The organism is Microbacterium cremeum, from assembly GCF_015277855.1.
Classification (GTDB): domain Bacteria; phylum Actinomycetota; class Actinomycetes; order Actinomycetales; family Microbacteriaceae; genus Microbacterium; species Microbacterium cremeum.
Genome location: NZ_CP063812.1, coordinates 765884 through 783547 on the forward strand (window position 1 = coordinate 765884; position 17664 = coordinate 783547).

12 protein-coding genes are annotated in these 17664 nt (G+C 73.4%); 7 read left to right on the forward strand and 5 right to left on the reverse strand.

What is annotated here, in order from left to right:
- Positions 1–3 precede the first annotated feature (3 nt).
- Entirely contained in the window at positions 4–804 is an 801-nt protein-coding gene (locus IM778_RS03210) for an LLM class F420-dependent oxidoreductase (RefSeq protein ID WP_194410658.1), read from the forward strand.
- A gap of 1237 nt (positions 805–2041) precedes the next feature.
- Entirely contained in the window at positions 2042–5692 is a 3651-nt protein-coding gene (gene metH / locus IM778_RS03215) for a methionine synthase (RefSeq protein WP_194410659.1), read from the forward strand.
- Positions 5693–5757: 65 nt separating this feature from the next.
- On the opposite strand, the gene IM778_RS03220 is transcribed toward metH, so the two are convergent.
- Genes IM778_RS03220 through IM778_RS03230 form a run of 3 tightly spaced genes read right to left on the reverse strand, consistent with a single transcriptional unit; the run spans position 5758 to position 9968 of the window.
- A complete protein-coding gene (locus tag IM778_RS03220) occupies positions 5758–6180 on the reverse strand; it encodes a hypothetical protein (RefSeq protein WP_194410660.1) in 423 nt (140 codons plus the stop codon).
- Positions 6181–6208: 28 nt separating this feature from the next.
- Positions 6209–9418, reverse strand: a complete 3210-nt coding sequence (locus tag IM778_RS03225) for an ATP-binding cassette domain-containing protein (RefSeq protein WP_194410661.1) — start codon at positions 9416–9418, stop codon at positions 6209–6211.
- Position 9419: 1 nt separating this feature from the next.
- Entirely contained in the window at positions 9420–9968 is a 549-nt protein-coding gene (locus IM778_RS03230; RefSeq protein ID WP_194410662.1) for a hypothetical protein, read from the reverse strand.
- A 76-nt stretch (positions 9969–10044) separates the two neighbouring features.
- Between IM778_RS03230 and IM778_RS03235 the strand changes: the two genes are divergently transcribed.
- Positions 10045–10959, forward strand: a complete 915-nt coding sequence (locus tag IM778_RS03235) for a 1,4-dihydroxy-2-naphthoyl-CoA synthase (protein WP_194410663.1) — start codon at positions 10045–10047, stop codon at positions 10957–10959.
- Between the two features lie 97 nt (positions 10960–11056).
- A complete protein-coding gene (locus IM778_RS03240; RefSeq protein WP_194410664.1) occupies positions 11057–12271 on the forward strand; it encodes an AMP-binding protein in 1215 nt (404 codons plus the stop codon).
- A gap of 19 nt (positions 12272–12290) precedes the next feature.
- Here the strand turns inward: IM778_RS03240 and IM778_RS03245 are convergent, their stop codons facing one another.
- Positions 12291–12674, reverse strand: a complete 384-nt coding sequence (locus IM778_RS03245; protein WP_194410665.1) for a VOC family protein — start codon at positions 12672–12674, stop codon at positions 12291–12293.
- 71 nt (positions 12675–12745) lie between these two features.
- On the opposite strand from IM778_RS03245, the gene IM778_RS03250 reads away from it, so the two are divergent.
- Entirely contained in the window at positions 12746–13726 is a 981-nt protein-coding gene (locus IM778_RS03250; protein WP_194410666.1) for a 1,4-dihydroxy-2-naphthoate polyprenyltransferase, read from the forward strand.
- A gap of 629 nt (positions 13727–14355) precedes the next feature.
- Here IM778_RS03250 and IM778_RS03255 read toward each other — a convergent pair.
- Positions 14356–14646 (reverse strand): DUF4229 domain-containing protein, encoded by a 291-nt coding sequence (locus IM778_RS03255; RefSeq protein WP_194410667.1) that lies wholly within the window; start codon positions 14644–14646, stop codon positions 14356–14358.
- 101 nt (positions 14647–14747) lie between these two features.
- Here IM778_RS03255 and IM778_RS03260 point away from each other — a divergent pair, with 101 nt between their 5' ends.
- Positions 14748–15236: a PLD nuclease N-terminal domain-containing protein gene (locus tag IM778_RS03260; protein WP_194410668.1), complete on the forward strand. Its 489-nt coding sequence runs from the start codon at positions 14748–14750 to the stop codon at positions 15234–15236.
- A gap of 349 nt (positions 15237–15585) precedes the next feature.
- Positions 15586–17535 (forward strand): thiamine pyrophosphate-binding protein, encoded by a 1950-nt coding sequence (locus IM778_RS03265; protein ID WP_194411701.1) that lies wholly within the window; start codon positions 15586–15588, stop codon positions 17533–17535.
- Positions 17536–17664: the final 129 nt, after the last annotated feature.

The following is a 17664-nucleotide window of genomic DNA, read 5'->3' on the forward strand; positions in this document are numbered from 1 at the left end:
CCCATGCCTCTTCTCGACACTCCCGTTCGCCTGGGCGTGCAGCTGCAGCCCCAGCATGCCCCGTACGCCGCGTTCCGCGATGCCGTCCGCCGCCTGGAAGACATGGGCGTAGACATCCTCTTCAACTGGGACCACTTCTTCCCGCTGTCGGGCGACCCCGACGGACTCCACTTCGAGTCGTGGACGATGCTCGCCGCGTGGGCGGAGCAGACGGAGCGGGTCGAGTTCGGGGCGCTGGTCAACTGCAACAGCTACCGCAACCCCGACCTGCAGGCCGACATGGCCCGTACCGTGGACCACATCTCGGCGAAGGGCGGCGCCGAGGGCCGCTTCATCTTCGCGACCGGCGCCGGATGGTTCGCGCGGGACTACGAGGAGTACGGCTACGAGTTCGGCACCGCGGGCTCGCGCCTGGACGACCTCGCGACCGGCCTCGAGCGCATCGAGGCGCGGTGGGCGAGGCTCAACCCCACCCCGACGCGCGAGATCCCGGTCATGATCGGCGGCAAGGGCGAGCAGAAGACGCTGCGGCTGGTCGCGCGTCACGCCGACATCTGGCACAGCTTCGTGCGACCCGAGGAGCTGCCGCACAAGCTCGACGTCATCGAGCGGTGGGCGGAGCGCGAGCAGCGCGACACGTCCGACCTCGTCATCTCGAACGAGCTGCACCAGCGCGGCGAGGACCACGCCGACGAGCTCCACGCCGCCGGCGTGCGCCTGTTCACGCTCGCCTTCCACGGCCCGGACTGGGACTACGACCTCGTCGCCCGGTGGCTGCGCTGGCGCGACGCCAAGAACGCCTGACCCCCACGACCCCGACGCCGCCTCGTGCTCGGGTGGCGCGCGTTCGGGTGGCGCGGCGGTTCGGGTGGCGCGGTCGCGCGGCGGTGCGGGTGGCGCGGCGGTTCGGGTGGCGCGGCGGTTCGGGTGGCGCAACACGCGGAATGTCCGGGCGGATGCCGCGTGTCGTGCCACGTGAAGCGTTCGGCCCGTGCTGGGGCCGCGGCCGGGCGTGGTGCTCGCCGACGAGACGTCGTGATTCGGGTGGCGCGACACGCGGAATGACCGGGCGGATGCCGCGTGTCGTGCCACGTGAAGCGTTCGGCGTGCGGGGTGCCGGGTGTTCGGGTGGCGCAACACGCGGAATCGCCGGACGGATGCCGCGTGTCGTGCCACGTGAAGCGTTCGGCCCGTGCTGGGGCCGCGGCCGGGCGTGGTGCTCGCCGACGAGACGTCGTGGTTCGGGTGGCGCAACACGCGGAATGTCCGGGCGGATGCCGCGTGTCGTGCCACGTGAAGCGTTCGGCGTGCGGGGTGCCGGGCGTTCGGGTGGCGCAACACGCGGAATGACCGGGCGGATGCCGCGTGTCGTGCCACATGAAGCGCTCGGCCCGTGCTGGGGCCGCGGCCGGGCGTGGTGCTCGCGACGAGACGTCGTGATTCGGGTGGCGCAACACGCGGAATGGCCGGGCGGATGCCGCGTGTCGTGCCACGTGAAGCGTTCGGCGTGCGGGGTGCCTGGCGTTCGGGTGGCGCGACACGCGGAATGACCGGGCGGATGCCGCGTGTCGTGTCACGTGAAGCGTTCGGCCCGTGCTGGGGCCGCGGCCGGGCGTGGTGCTCGCCGACGAGACGTCGTGGTTCGTGTGGCGCGACACGCGGAATGGCCGGGCGGATGCCGCGTGTCGTGCCACGTGAAGCGTTCGGCGTGCGGGGTGCCGGGCGTTCGGGTGGCGCGACACGCGGAATGACCGGGCGGATGCCGCGTGTCGTGCCACGTGAAGCGTTCGGCGTGCGGGGTGCCCGGCGTTCGGGTGGCGCGACACGCGGAATGACCGGGCGGATGCCGCGTGTCGTGCCACATGAAGCGCTCGGCCGGCCCCGATCCCGGCGACGCCCCGGCCCCGACCCCCCCGGCCCCGACCCCGACGGCCCCGCCCCGACGGCCCCGGCCCCGACGGCCCCGGCCCCGACGCCCCCGGCGAGTCACGGGCGGTCACGGACGGCGGGCCGGGCGGATGCCGCGACTAAACTCGCGCGGGTGACCGCCGCTCCGTCCGCACCCCGTTTCGCCCTCGACATCGACGGCGTGCCGCGGCCCGAGCGTGCTCAGGCGCTGCTGGACGCGGTCCATGGACGCGTCGTCGTCGCCGACGGCGCGATGGGCACGATGCTGCAGCAGCACGACCTCTCGATCGCCGAGGACTTCGCCGGCCTCGAGGGGTGCAACGAGATCCTCAACGTCACGCGGCCCGACGTCGTCGGAGCCATCCACGACGCGTACCTCGGTGTCGGCGTCGACGCCGTCGAGACGAACACCTTCGGCGCGAACTGGTCGAACCTCGGGGACTACGGCATCGACGACCGCATCGCCGAGCTCGCTTCCGCCGGTGCGCGCATCGCGCGTGAGCGGGTCGAGGCGGCCGAATCCGCCGACGGCCGCATGCGGTGGGTCCTGGGGTCGATGGGACCCGGCACGAAGCTCCCCAGCCTCGGGCACACCACCTACGACCACCTCAAGCAGACGTTCGCGCTGCAGGCCGAGGGGCTCATCGACGGCGGCGCCGACGCGTTCCTCGTCGAGACCTCGCAGGACCTGCTGCAGACCAAGGCGGCGATCAACGGCTGCCGGCAGGCGATCGTGAGTCGCGGCATCCGTCTGCCGATCTTCGTCGAGGTCACGGTCGAGACCACCGGCACGATGCTGATGGGCTCCGAGATCGGCGCCGCGCTCACGGCCCTCGAGCCGCTCGGCGTCGACGCGATCGGGCTCAACTGCGCGACCGGCCCGACCGAGATGAGCGAGCACCTGCGGCACCTGTCCAAGCACGCCTCGGTGCCGATCGCATGCATGCCGAACGCCGGACTGCCGGTGCTCACCGCCGACGGCGCGCACTATCCGCTGTCGCCCGCCGAGCTCGCGACGGCGCACGAGCAGTTCGTGCGCGAGTTCGGGCTGGGCCTGGTGGGCGGATGCTGCGGCACGACGCCCGAGCACCTAACCGCGGTCGTCGAGCGCCTCCAGCCGTCCCGGAGCCCCCGGTCGTCGAGCGAGCGCAGCGAGACCGAGCGCACCGCCGACCCCGGAGTCGCGTCGCTCTACCAGCACGTGCCCTTCCAGCAGGATGCCTCGTACCTCGCGATCGGCGAGCGCACCAACGCGAACGGCTCGAAGGCGTTCCGCGAGGCGATGCTCGAGGAGCGGTGGGACGACTGCGTCGAGATCGCGCGCAACCAGATCCGCGTCGGCGCGCACCTGCTCGACGTGTGCGTGGACTACGTCGGACGCGACGGCGCGGCCGACGTGCGCGAGGTCGTCTCGCGTCTCGCGTCGGCTTCGACTCTGCCGCTCGTCGTGGACTCGACCGAGCCGGCCGTGATCCGCGCCGGCCTCGAGCTCATCGGCGGACGCCCCGTGGTGAACTCGGTGAACTACGAGGACGGCGACGGGCCGGCATCCCGGTTCGGTCGCATCATGCCGCTCGTGAAGGAGCACGGCACCGCCGTCATCGCCCTGACGATCGACGAGCACGGCCAGGCCCGCACGACCGAGGGCAAGGTGCGCATCGCCTCGCGGCTCGTCGACGAGCTGACCGGCAGGTGGGGCCTGCGGGTCGAGGACATCATCGTCGATTGCCTGACGTTCCCGATCGCGACCGGTCAGGAGGAGACCCGCCGCGACGCGATCGAGACGATCGAGGCGATCCGGCAGATCAGCGCGAAGTACCCCGGCATCAACACCACGCTCGGCGTCTCGAACGTGTCGTTCGGGCTCAACCCGGCGGCGCGCAGCGTGCTGAATTCGGCGTTCCTGCACGAGGCGGTCGAGGCGGGTCTGACGTCGGCGATCGTGGATGCCGCGAAGATCGTGCCGCTCGCCTCGATCTCGGACGAGCAGCGCCAGGTCGCCCTCGACCTGGTGTGGGACCGCCGCGAGTACGATGCCGACGGCAACATCACGTACGACCCGCTGGCGCGCATGCTCGACCTGTTCGCGGGCGTCGACACCGCGGCGCTGCGCGACCAGCGCGCGGCCGAGCTCGCCGCGCTCCCCGTCGGCGAGCGGCTGGAGCGCCGCATCATCGACGGCGAGGGCAAGGGACTCGAGGCCGACCTCGATCTCGCACGCGCCGGCGGGCTCACGCCCCTGCAGATCATCAACGACCACCTGCTCGAGGGCATGAAGGTGGTGGGCGAGCGGTTCGGCGCGGGCGAGATGCAGCTGCCGTTCGTGCTGCAGTCCGCCGAGGTCATGAAGACGGCGGTCGCTCTGCTCGAACCGCACATGGAGAAGTCGGATGCCTCGGGCAAGGGCCGCATCGTGCTCGCGACCGTCCGCGGCGACGTGCACGACATCGGCAAGAACCTCGTCGACATCATCCTCACCAACAACGGCTACGACGTCATCAACCTCGGTATCAAGCAGCCGATCGCCGACATCATCGCGGCGGCCGAAGAGCACGACGCCGACGTCATCGGCATGTCGGGTCTGCTGGTGAAGTCGACGGTCGTGATGAAGGAGAACCTCCAGGAGCTGCAGTCCCGCGGCCTCGCGAAGAAGTGGCCGGTGATCCTCGGCGGCGCCGCCCTCACGCGCGCCTACGTCGAGGACGACCTCGCCTCGCTGTTCGACGGCGAGGTCCGGTACGCGCGCGACGCGTTCGAGGGCCTCGCGCTCATGGAGCCTCTCGTCGCGATCGCACGCGGCGCCGATCCGGCCTCGGTCGGGCTCCCCGCCCTGAAGAAGCGCCGGCATGCCGCGGGCTCGAAGCTCACGCTCACCGAACCCGAAGCCATGCCGGCGCGCTCGGACGTGGCATCCGGCAATCCCGTGCCGTCGCCGCCGTTCTGGGGCACGCGCATCGTGCGCGGCATCGCGCTGCACGACTACGCCGCATTCCTCGACGAGCGCGCGACGTTCATGGGGCAGTGGGGGCTCAAGCCCGGCCGCGGCGAGGACGGGCTGAGCTACGAGCAGCTGGTCGAGGCCGAAGGGCGCCCGCGGCTGCGGTACTGGCTCGACCGGATCCTCGCCGAGGGCATGCTCGACGCCTCGGTCGCGTACGGGTACTTCCCCGTGGTGTCGGAGGGCGACGACGTCGTCGTGCTGCACCACGGCGACGACCCGACCGGCGCGCTCGGTGCGGCCGGGCTGCTCGCACCCGACGGCGGGTCGGGCGACGCGCCCGGAGCCGACCGCCTGCGCTTCCACTTCCCGCGCCAGCGCCGCGACCGGCACCTGTGCCTCGCAGACTTCGTGCGCTCGCGCGAGTCGGGCCAGGTCGACGTGCTCCCGGTGCAGCTCGTGACCGCCGGCGCGCACATCGACTCGGTGACCGCGAAGCTCTTCGCCGAAGACCGGTACCGCGACTACTACGAGCTCAACGGGCTCGTGATGCAGCTGACCGAGGCGCTCGCCGAGTTCTGGCACGCGCGCATCCGCTCCGAGCTCGGGTTCGCCGGCGAAGACCCCGCCGACACGGCCGGTCTCTTCAAGCTTGAGTACCGCGGCGCCCGCTTCTCGCTCGGCTACCCCGCGTGCCCCGACATGGAGGACCGCCGCAAGGTCGTCGAGCTCCTGCGCCCCGAGCGCATGGGCGTCGAACTCAGCGAGGAGCTGCAGCTGCACCCCGAGCAGTCCACCGACGCCTTCGTCTTCCACCACCCCGAAGCGAAGTACTTCTCGGTCTGACCTCGTGCCGCACCTGTCGCGAGATCACCCGATACGGTGACGGATGCCGCGGGCCGCGGCATCCGTCATCCGGCGTCGATCCGCACCGTGACGTTCGGCGGCAGCGTCCCGCCGACCCACGCCTCCGGCGAGGACGCGAAGAACGCCCAGAAACTGAGGCCGGCGACCGCGAGCGGGATCACCCACATCGCCGTCGCCGCGCGCGAGAGGATCCGCCGGATCACGACGATGTCGGTCGCCTTCGACGTCCGTCCGAGCGAGACGACGAACACCACCGCCATCGCGAGCCACACCAGCGGCGACGGGTTCAGCACGGCGGTGTAGCAGACCGCGTCCGCGGCGGCGTCGGGGGCGAGGCATCCGCCCGAGCTTCCTCGGGCGAACAGACCGTAGAGCACCGCCCACAGCAGTCCCCGCCTCGCGAGCGCGTGGATCTCCGGCACGTAGTGCCCGATCAGCGGCGCGGGTGCCACGATCGTCGTCGTCATGTGGTGCCCTTCCGTGTCGGCTCGAGTGTCACTGTAAGGCCGCGGCGCGCTGCGGCGCCAGCGCCCGGTGCGGCCGGGTGAGCGGCTTCGCGCGGCGCAGCGCGGCGAGCACGGCACGGCCGATGACGAGGATGCCGGCGACCGAGGTGATCGCGCGGAGCGTGTCCCACGTGAGCGTCGAGGTCACGAGCGAGTACAGCACGAAGCTCGTGAGGTTCGTGCCGATCGGGCCGCCGGGAGCGTACGAGATGCCGGTGCCGTACCCGACCGCGAACGGCCAGAACCAGAGGTTCATCAGCAGCCCGAACGCGTACGATGCGGCGACGCCGTAGACGCACAGCATCGCGATCTCGGCCGCGGGGCCGATGCGGCGGGGGAGGAGGCCTGCGACGGCGCCGACCCACGCGCACGCGAACATCTGGAAAGGGGTCCAGGGTCCGAAGGTCCCGGTGATCAGGGTCGACAAGGCGATCGTCGCCATCCCGAGCAGCAGCCCGAACCGTGCGCCGAACGCGCGCCCGGCGAGGATCAGCAGGATGAAGACCGCCTCCACGCCGCCCACCCCGGTGCTCGCGATGCGCACGGCCGCGCCGATCGCGGCGAGCGTGCCGAGGAGCGCCAGGAGATGAGCGCTGCGCACCGTGTCGTCGAGGGTCGCGACGACCACCAGTGCGGCGAGCGGCGCGAGCGCGAGCGCGACCACCGGGACGGCCGCGTGGGCCTGCTCGGGCACGGCGGACGCCACGAGCGGCCAGCAGAAGGCCGCGAGGGCGACGAGGTTGGCCGCCGCCAGCGCGAACGGCGACAGCCGGCCGGCGGCGACCGGCGCGCGGGTGTGCCATAACTCCGCCTCGACCTGGGGTGTGCGCGCCCTCTCCGCCGTGCGTCCACGCGCCGCGCGCGCGTCAGGCGGAGTAAGTGACCGGCTGCTGACGGATGCCGCGTCTGCCGCGTCCCACGGTGGCCCCGCCGCCACCCGCTCGCGTGGCGCCGCCCCCGCCCGCGGTGGCGAGACCGCCCGCGGTGGCGAGACCGCGCGCGGGGGCGAGTCCGCGCGCGGGGGCGAGACCGCCCGCGGGGCGGCGCCCGCCCGGTCCGGCGCGGTCCACAACTCCTCCTGAGCCCGGCGCGGGTCCGAGCGGGAGCCGGTGACACGGGGGATGACGTGTGATTCAGGCGGAGTTGTGGCACGCGGCGCCGCGGTGCCCGCGGCCGGGAGCATCCCCGCCTCCATTCGCAGCGCGCGGTCGGCGAGGGCGGCGGCCTCGGGCTCGTGCGAGGCGACGAGCACGGCGGTTCCGGTGCCGGCCAGCCCGCGGAGAGCCCGCCACACCAAGCCGCGCGCGGCCGGGTCGAGACCTCGGGTCGGCTCGTCCACGAGCAGCACGGCCGGGTCGCCCGCGAGCTGGATCGCGAGCGCCAGGCACCGCCGCTCGCCGACGGAGAGATCACGCGGATGCCGCGCCAGGCGCGCCGCGAACTCGGGGCCGGCGGGGTCGAGCCCGAGGAACCCGGCGAACCGCGCCGCAGTCACCCCCGCCGCCGCAGCCCCGAGCTGACGGCGTCCGTGGAGATGAGGATCACGGTGAGGGAAGCGCTCGTCGTCCCGGCGCAGCTCGCCACCCGAGTGGGCGCGCCGCGCGAGCTCCCTCGGCTTCGCGGCGCGGCGGTCGGCGCGTCGGCACTCCGCGGCGACGGTGTCGTACACGAACAGGTCGTCCGAGGCATCCGGAACCAAAGCCACGCGCCCCGCGGCATCGACGTGCCCTGCCCGCGAGGGAAGCGCCAGCGCCGCGAGCAGGCTCGACTTGCCGGCGCCGTTCGGTCCCGCGAGCACCGCGATCTCGCCCGCGAACAGCTCGAGCGTCGCGTTGTCGACCGCGACGACGTCCCGGTGTCGTACCGTGACCGCCGCGGCGCGGAGGGCGGGCTCGCCTTGCGGCGACCGGCTCGGGGCCGCACGCAGACGGTGCGCCGCGCGCACCTCCGCCTCGTCCGGGGCCTCGACCACGGTGCCGTCCTCGTCCGGGGCCTCGACCACGGTTCCGTCCTCGACCCGCAGCCGCAGGTCCGCGTACGGCGCGATCGGCTCGACGCGATGCTCGGCGACCACGACGCACAGGCCGGCCTCGTGCGCGAGCCGATCGAGCAGTCCCGCCACCCGGACGCGGGCGTCGGCGTCGAGGTCGGCCAGCGGCTCGTCCACGAGCAGCAGGATCGGGTGCTCGACGATCGCGGCGGCGATCGCGACTAGCGTCGCCTCGCCGGCGGAGAGCCCGCGGGTGGGCCGGTCGAGCAGCTCCGCGATGCCCACGCGCGACGCCGTCTCGGCGACGCGGGCGCCGACGATCACGGGTGCGACCCCCCGCAGTTCCAGCGCCAGGCCGATCTCATCGCGCACGCGATCGGTCGCGAAGGCGTCGCGCGGATGCTGCAGCACGACGCCGACGCGCTGCGCGAGGTCGCGCGGCGGGACCGCACCGCGGTCGTGCCCGACCACGCGCAGCGAGCCGACGGCCCAGCCGCCGTCGACATGCTCGTGCAGCCCGGCGAGGGCCCGCAGCACGGTGGATTTCCCCGAGCCCGTGGCCCCCGACAGCAGTGTGAGCGAGCCCGGTTCGAGCGTCAGCGACGGCACGTCGACGACGGGCGCGGCATCCGTCGTGCCGCCGTACCCGAGTGCGACCCCGTGCGCCTCGACTGCCGCGCGGCAGTCGCCGTCGAGCCCGCGCCCGGCGAAGCCGCGCAGTTCGAGGGCGGCGGCGACGTTTCCGGCCCGCTCGAGGGTGCGCTGCAGCAGCGGCATCAGCATCCGCACCCCGCCGCGCTCACCGCGCAGACGCTGGGCGAACCGCACCGCCCGGGCGCCGTCGGCGAGTGACGGGAGCGTCGCCCACGCGATCGCGAGGGTGCGGGCGAGTCCGCGCAGCGGTCCGCGGCGCGACGCGCGGGCCAGCAGGCGCGCGACGTCGACGAGCGAGTTCACGAGCCCGAACGCGACGATGCCCAGAGCGATCGGCAGGGCGCTCGCGGCGGCATCCGCCAGCCCGTCCGTCGTGACGGGGCCGAGCATCACGACGTGCGCGAACGGCGGCGGCAGGCGCAGCTCGGGCAGCGCCAGCAGCACCGCTCCGTCGCCGTCGGCGCCGTGGAAGAGGACGCGGTATACGACCCGGACCACCACGAACCCCGCGGCGAGCACCGCCGCGGCGCGCAGGGGACCGGGCCGGAACGTCATGTCACGTCGTCGGCGCGGCGGGCTCGCCGTGCAGGGTGAACAGCAGCTCGACGGCGTCGCCCGGCTCGAGCTGCAGGGTCGACAGGCCCTCCTGCGCGTACCCCCACTCGCCGCCGGCGGGCTTGACCCACAGCGACCAGTACGCGAACGCGGCGGGCATCGCCGCGCACGTCTCGAAGTAGTCCGAGCCGTCCTCGGCGGGGATCGCGGTGTCTTCGGCGGGCACGCCGTTGACGCGACACACGACCTGGTCGCCGTACTCCTCGGTGCCCTCGGTCTCGACGCCGGCGAGCGCCAGGGCATCCGCGGCGCCGATGGTCTCGTCGGCGATGACGCACGTCTCCTGCGATTCGCCCTCGAACGCCGACGCGTCGACGACGACCGTGACGCCCGAGTCGCCCGTGCACGCGGCGTCGGTCGTGACCGACAGGCTCGACTCGCCTGTCGCCGTCGGGCTCGGCGTGGGCGCGGGGGAGGCGCACGCGGCGATCGAGAGCAGCAGGACGACGGATGCCGCGGCGGCGGCGAGAGAGCGAAGCTTCGAGGTCACCGATCCAGGGTAGGCGCCGGCCCCTTGTACGCGTGGCCAGATGACGCTGTCTGTCGCGTCGCCGTAGGCTGGCCGGGTGAGCGTTTCGGAGCTGTTCGACGAGGACGAGTGGACGACGGCGCCGGGATCGCCCGCGGGCGGGTACACCGACATCACCTCCCACGTGTCGAAGGACGGTCGCATCGCCCGCATCGCGTTCGACCGGCCCGAGGTGCGCAACGCCTTCCGCCCCCACACCGTCGACGAGCTGTACCGCGCGCTCGACCTCGCGCGGCAGGACCCCCGCATCGGCGTCGTGCTGCTCACGGGCAACGGCCCCAGCCCGAAGGACGGCGGCTGGGCGTTCTGCTCGGGCGGCGACCAGCGCATCCGCGGCCGCGACGGGTACAAATACTCCGAGGACGAGGCATCCGTTCCCGCTGAACAGCACGCGCGGGCGGGGCGCCTGCACATCCTCGAGGTGCAGCGGCTCATCCGCTTCATGCCCAAGGTCGTGATCGCCGTGATCCCGGGGTGGGCCGCGGGCGGGGGGCACTCGCTCCATGTGGTGTGCGACCTGTCGATCGCGTCGGCCGAGCACGGCCGGTTCAAGCAGACCGATGCCGATGTCGGCTCGTTCGACGCCGGCTACGGGTCGGCGTACTTCGCCCGCCAGATCGGGCAGAAGTTCGCGCGCGAGGTGTTCTTCCTCGCCGAGGAGTACTCGGCGCAGCGCGCGCACGAGATGGGCGCGGTCAACCGCGTCGTGCCGCACGCCGACCTCGAGCGCGAGGCGGTCGCGATGGCCCGCACGATCCTGACGAAGTCGCCGACCGCGATCCGCATGCTGAAGTTCGCGTTCAACGCCGTCGACGACGGGCTCGTCGGGCAGCAGGTGTTCGCGGGCGAGGCCACACGGCTGGCCTACGGCACGGACGAGGCCGTCGAAGGACGCGACGCGTTCCTCGAGAAGCGCGACCCGGACTGGTCGCCCTACCCCTGGCACTTCTGATGCGTGCGGACGCTACTCCTGAGACCCTGGCGGCCCTGGGCCGGCAGAGTCCCATCGGGGGCGGGGTCGCCGCGGATCTCAGGAGTCGTGAACACCTATGAGGCTCGAGCCCGTCCTCGGCGACGACCCGCGCGAGATCCTGCGGGGCCTCCGCGGTGCGCTGCACGGCGCCGGCCCCGCGCTCGCGCTGGGGCTGGTCGGCGATCTCCCCGGGGAGGTGCGGGCAGGCACCGCCGTCGTGGTCACCACGTCGGGGTCGACCGGGGTGCCCAAGAGCGTCGTCCTCAGCCGCGATGCCCTGACCGCGAGCGCGCTGGCGACCACCGACCGCATCGGCGACGGCGCGTGGCTGCTGGCGCTGCCGGCGAGCTACGTCGCGGGACTCCAGGTGCTGGTGCGCTCGCTCGTCGCCGACCGCGAGCCCGCGATCCTCTCGGGCGCCTTCACCCCGCAGGCGTTCGCCGCGGCCGCGCTCATGATGGTGTCGACCGAGCACGGTGAGCGCGTTCCGACCTTCACGTCACTCGTGCCCGCCCAGCTCTCGAAGCTCCTCGACGCCGCGGAGCACGACTCGGCGGTGGCGGCCGCGCTGCGCTCGTTCGAGACGATCCTGGTGGGCGGCCAGGCGCTCCCGGCCGCGATGCTCGAGCGCGCCGAGGCCGCGGGTGTCCGCGTCGTGCGCACGTACGGCTCCACCGAGACCAGCGGCGGCTGCGTGTACGACGGGGTTCCGCTGCGCGGCGTGCGCGTGCGCATCGAGCGCGGCGAGGTGCAGGTGGCCGGTCCGGTGCTCGCCGACGGGTACCTCGGTGATGCGGAGCTGACGGTGTCCACGGCCCCGGCGCTCGCTGTCGGCGTGCCGGGCGGAGCCGTCGGCAGCGTCAGGCCGGCCGCGTTCTTCCGCGATGCCGACGGCACGCGGTGGTATCGCACCGGCGACGCCGGGCTCTTCGACGACGGCGTGCTGCGGGTGCGGGGCCGCATCGACAACGTCATCGTCTCGGGCGGCGTCAACGTCTCGCTCGACCGCGTCGAGCGCATCGTCCGTACGATCCCGGGACTCGACGAGGCCGTCGTGGTCGGGGTTCCCGACGCGCGGTGGGGCGAGGCATCCGTCATCGTCGCCAGCCGCGGCGAGGCCCTTCGCCGCAGCGAGGCCGTGCAGCTCGAAGAGGCCCGCGCCGCCGTGCAGCACGAGATCGGACCGCACGCTCGCCCGTCGCGCCTCGTGCTGGTGGACGAGCTCGAGACGCTGCCCTCGGGCAAGCCCGACCGCGAGGCCATCCGCCGCGCGGTGCTCGCCCTGCATTGACGTCACGCCGGCCGGCGACTCAGGACTGCGGGGACGGACCCGTCTGCACGACGCAGAACCGATTGCCCTCGGTGTCTTCGAGCACGACCCAGTCGGCGTCGTCGGGGTAGTCGTCCCAGTCGACGTCGCGTGCGCCGAGTCCGCGCAGCCGCTCGATCTCGGCGGCTTGGTCGTCGGCGTAGAGGTCGAGGTGGATGCGGGGCGGGTAGTGCTGCGGATACCCCGTCACCGACAGCGCGAGGCTGGCGCCCGGCGCCGCCCAGTTCGCCTTGCCGGGCGGATCGAGGATCACCCACTCCTCGCTCGGCTCGCTGCGGTTCACGTACCCGAGGGCCGCGCGCCAGAAGGCGCCAGCACGGTCGATGTCTTCGACGGTCAGCACGATCGATCCGATGCTCAGCATGGCGTCCATCCTGGGCCGGGCGTCCGACATCGGCCACGGGCTCGCGCGGCAGGCGCCTATGATGTGCATTCGTGGCAGGAACCTCCAGCAAGAAGCGCAAGAACGCCGGCCCGAAGAAGAAGGCGTCGCGTGGCAACCCGCAGAAGGTGCGCGAACCGCGCGATCCCGCGCGCGTGGCCCCGGCGACGGCGCGCGACTGGATCGCTGCCGCTCGGCTGCGGACGCTCCCGCTCGCGATCACCCCGGTGCTGATCGGCACCGGGGCGGCGATCCTCGCGGCGGATCTCTTCCACTGGGTGATCGCGCTGTTCTGTCTCATCGTGTCGGTGTCGTTGCAGATCGGCGTCAACTACGCCAACGACTACAGCGACGGCATCCGGGGCACCGACGACCACCGGGTCGGACCCGCGCGTCTCACGGCGTCGCGCCGGGCCAAGCCTCGCACGGTGCTCCTGGTCGCACTGGCGTTCTTCGCGCTCGCGGCGCTCGCGGGCCTGGCGATCACGATCCGCACGCAGCAGTGGTGGCTCATCGCCGTCGGCGCCGTGTGCCTCCTCGCCGCGTGGTTCTACACCGGCGGCAAGCGACCGTACGGGTACTACGGCCTCGGCGAGCTGTTCGTGTTCGTCTTCTTCGGGCTCGTCGCGACGCTCGGCACCACGTGGGTGCAGGCCTTCATCCTGCCCCAGGAGGCGTGGTTCGGGGGTGTCGGGGCGGGCCTCCTCGCGTGCGCGGTGCTGCTGGCGAACAACCTGCGCGACATCGACCAGGACCGCGCCGCCCGCAAGCGCACGCTGACGGTGCTGATCGGCCGCACCGCGACGCGCTGGCTGTTCACGGTGTTCGTGCTCGCGGCGTTCGGCATCGCGGTCTTCCTCGCGCTGTTCTACCCGATCGCGTGGCTGACGCTGCTCGCACTGCTGGCCGGGCTCCCGGCGATCCTGATCGTGTGGACCTACCGCGACCCGAAGGAGCTCGTCGTCGCCCTCGGCCTCACGTCGCTGACCTCGGTCGCCTACGGCGCGTTCCTCATGTGGGCGTTCATCGGCTGATCCCCCCGCCGTCCCGCCGTCGCCTCCGCGGCCTCGCGGGTCTCGCGGGCCTCGCGGGCCTCGCGGACTCGGGGCCTCGCGGCCTCGCGGCCGGTGAGGTTGAGAAACCATGCGCAGGTTGAGAAACCACGGTTTGGGGCGTGCCTCAACCTATATGTGGTTTCTCAACCTCGAGCGGGGTGGGTGGGCGCTTAGCGCGGGCGGCGGATGCCTCGGCCCGGCGCCCCGGAGCTTGAGAAACCGCGCGCCGGTCGAGGCGTCACGCGGAGGTTGAGAAACCATGCGCAGGTTGAGAAACCACGGTTTGGGGCGTGCCTCAACCTATATGTGGTTTCTCAACCTCGAGCGGGGTGGGTGGGCGCTTAGCGCGGGCGGCGGATGCCTCGGCCCGGCGCCCTGGAGCTTGAGAAACCGCGCGCCGGTCGAGGCGTCACACGGAGGTTGAGAAACCATGCGCAGGTTGAGGAACCACGCGGAGGTTGAGGAACCACGCGGAGGTTGAGAAACCACCGCTGGGGGGTGTGCCTCAACCTACATGTGGTTTCTCAGGCTTGAGCGGGTGCGGAGGCAGGCCTCGCGGGCGACGGATGCTGCGGGCCGGCGCCGGAGCGCGGTCCGAGGCGCAGGGGTCAGGGGCGGTCGGGCTCGTCCGACGCGGCGGCGTCGGCCGCGGCATCCTCGGCCTCTTCGTCGCTGACGGCGGTGCGCGACTGGGTGCGGCGCTCGGCGAGGCCCGCTGTCACGTCGTCGAGCGGCTTGCGCAGGAACAGGATCGACAGGCTCAGCCCGATGAGCGCGGCGAAGATCGCGGCGAGCCAGTAGTACGTCTGCATGACCGGGAACAGCATCAGGACGCCGAACGGCACGAGGAACGCCAGCAGCCGCAGCACCGAGTAGACGATGGCAGAGCGTGCTTTCACCCGACAATCCTACGTTCCCGGTGCGGGTGCCCCGGGCTTCGGTTCGGTCACGAGACGCTCGCCGGCGCCCGCGCAGGCCCTGCCGCGCCTAGGATGGATGAATGGCGAGGGGACTGTTGATACTGGCCCTGGTGGCGGCCATCTTCTGGGTCTTCACCATCGTCGACTGCGCCGTGCAGCCCCCGTCGCGTCACCGCGGCGTGAGCAAGCCGGTGTGGATCCTCATCGTCGTGCTGCTGCCGGTGCTCGGCGGCATCATGTGGCTCGTGGTGGGTCGCACCCGCAAGTCCGCCGTGGTCGCACGCCGCGCGCCCGACGACGATCCCGAGTTCCTCGGACGCATCGGCACGATCAGCGACCAGGACGAGCGCATCCGCCGCCTCGAAGAGGAGCTCGCGCAGCTCGACGCCGAAGACGACGACCCGCGTCACCTCCCCGACAGCGGTTCCGTGGCATCGGCCGAAGCGCCCGCCGACGCGGCGACCACCGCCGACGACGACGCGCCGAACTCGACCCCGCGCGCCGAGCCTCCGGCCCACCCGGCGGACGGCGAGGACGACACCCGCGGTCAGCGCGGAGCCGTCGGCTGACGTGACGGCCGCGACCGGCGCCGACGCGAGCGGCGCGAACCCCGAGGGTGCGCCCGGTGCGCCGGGGGACCCGGCACCGCTCGAGGGCGCTCCGGCGACCGACCCGAACGTGACCGACCCCGAGGGTGCGCCCGGTGCGCCGGGGGACCCGGCACCGCTCGAGGGCGCTCCGGCGACCGACCCGAACGCGACCGACCCCGAAGGTGCGGCCGGCTCGCCGACGGGTCCGGCACCGCTCGACGGCGATCCGGCGACCGACCCGAACGCGACCGACCCCGAAGGTGCGCCCGGCGCGCCGGGGGGTGCGGCACCGCTAGACGGTGCTCCGGCGACCGACGCGGCAGCGGCGCTGCTCTGCCGGCTGGTCGAGCTGGGCGTGCGGCACGTCGTGCTGAGCCCCGGGTCGCGATCCCAGGCGCCCGCCCTCGTCGCGGCCGAGCTCGAGCGGCGCGGCGCGCTGCGCCTGCACGTGCGCATCGACGAGCGGGTCGCCGGTTTCACCGCCCTCGGCATCGGACGGGAGACACGGATGCCGGCGGCCGTGGTCTGCACGTCGGGCACCGCGGTCGCCAACCTGCTGCCGGCGGCGCTCGAAGCGCACCACTCGGGGGTTCCGCTGCTGCTGCTGACCGCGGACCGCCCGCCCGAGCTACGGGGCGTGGGCGCGAATCAGACCACGCGACAGCCGGGCATGTTCGCGCCGAACATGCGGTTCGAGGCAGACCTCCCCGTGCCCGAGACCCTGGACCCCGACGGCGACTCCGAGCAGAGCGCCATGCTGCGCGCCGTCGCCGAGGAGGCGGTCGCCGCCGCTCTCGGCTCGGGCCTGCGCTCGCCAGGGCCGGTGCACCTCAACCTGCCCTACCGCGAGCCGCTGTCGGGTGCGCTCCCGGCCTGGATCGGGGTACCCGCGCCGTCGTCCGGCGCGACCGCCGACGACGATCCCGACGCGACTTCGTCGGACGCGCACGGCGGAGCGGCGGACGCGCACGGCGGAGCGGCCGACCCGCGAGCGGCCGACCCGCGAGCGGCCGAGCTCCGCGCGGCCGCCGGCGACCACCCCGACGCACCTTCGTCGGACGCGCACACTGCCGGCGATCACCACGCCGACGCGCCGTCGTCGGAGGCGCACGCCGGAGTGGCCGGCCCGCCCGCGGCCGAGACGGCGTGGGGGGCATCCGGTGCGCTCTATCAAGGCGGTGGCGGGATCGGCGAGGCCGATGTCGCGGCTGAGCCCGACGGAGATCCGCTCGTGCTCGTGCGCGGGCCGCGAACGGTCGTGCTCGCCGGGGCGGATGCCGGTCCCGACGCCGAAGCGCTCGCCCATGCGGGCGGCTGGCCGCTCATCGCGGAGATCGTCAGCGGCGCCCGGTTCGGGCGACACCTCGTGCACGGCTACCGCGAGCTGCTGCGCGATCCCCGGCTCGGCGGCCGGATCGAGCGGGTGGTGGCGCTCGGACACCCCACGCTCAGCCGTGAGACGGCGGCCCTGCTCGCCGACCCGCAGGTCGAGGTGATCGCGCTTCGTGGTCCGGGCGAGCCGCTCAACCTCAATGGCACGACCGCCGCCGTCGACGCGGTCGCGGTGGCGCCGGGCGACCCCGATCGCGAATGGCTGGGCGACTGGATGCGGGCCTCGCGCGCGGCATCCGTCGATCTGGCGCCCGCCGCTCCCGACGCCGACGGGCTCGCGTCGGCGGTGCCGGGGGAGCGTCTCGGGGCGATCGCGAACGAGCTCGCGGCGATCCGCGCACCTCTGGACCGCGCCGCCGTGGTCGACGCGGTGTGGCGGGCGACCTGGCCGCACGACCGGCTCGTGTTCGGCTCGTCGCGGCTCGTACGCGTGGCCGACGCGGTGCTTGCGGGCAAGAAGGTGCCGGTGCACGCGAACCGCGGTCTCGCGGGCATCGACGGCACGGTCGCCACGGCGACGGGGATCGCGGTCGCGAGCCAGTCCGACGGACGCCCGGGCGTGACCCGCGTGCTGCTCGGCGACCTCGCGCTGCTGCACGACGCCGGAGCGCTGCTGCTGCCGCCGGACGAGGACGAGCCGCGGCTGCAGGTGGTCGTCGGCAACGACGGCGGCGGCACGATCTTCGACGGACTCGAGGTGGCGGCCGTCGCCGGCCGTGACGCGCGGGATCGCGTGCTGTACACGCCGCAGGCCGTGGAGCTCGAGCAGCTCGCGCTCGCGTACGGCTGGGAGCATCACCGCGTCACGACGCGCGCGGCGCTCGACCAGGTGCTGACCTCGCCGGTGCGCGGTCGCCAGCTCATCGAGGTCCCGCTCAACCGCTGAACCCCGCGCCCGGACCCCCGCCCCCGCGCGCTGAACCCCGCGCCCGGACCTCTGCCCCCGGGCCGCCCCCGCCCCGGCCCCCGCGCTGAACCCCGCGCTGACCCCCGCCCCACTCCTCCGCTCCGCGCC

Coding starts and splice junctions, on each gene's coding strand:
- IM778_RS03210 (WP_194410658.1), top strand. CDS start 4: ATGCCTCTTCTCGACACTCCCGTTCGCCTGGGCGTGCAGCTGCAGCCC.
- IM778_RS03260 (WP_194410668.1), top strand. CDS start 14,748: ATGGCGAGGGGACTGTTGATACTGGCCCTGGTGGCGGCCATCTTCTGG.
- IM778_RS03225 (WP_194410661.1), bottom strand. CDS start 9,418: ATGACGTTCCGGCCCGGTCCCCTGCGCGCCGCGGCGGTGCTCGCCGCG.
- IM778_RS03220 (WP_194410660.1), bottom strand. CDS start 6,180: ATGACGACGACGATCGTGGCACCCGCGCCGCTGATCGGGCACTACGTG.
- IM778_RS03245 (WP_194410665.1), bottom strand. CDS start 12,674: ATGCTGAGCATCGGATCGATCGTGCTGACCGTCGAAGACATCGACCGT.
- IM778_RS03240 (WP_194410664.1), top strand. CDS start 11,057: ATGAGGCTCGAGCCCGTCCTCGGCGACGACCCGCGCGAGATCCTGCGG.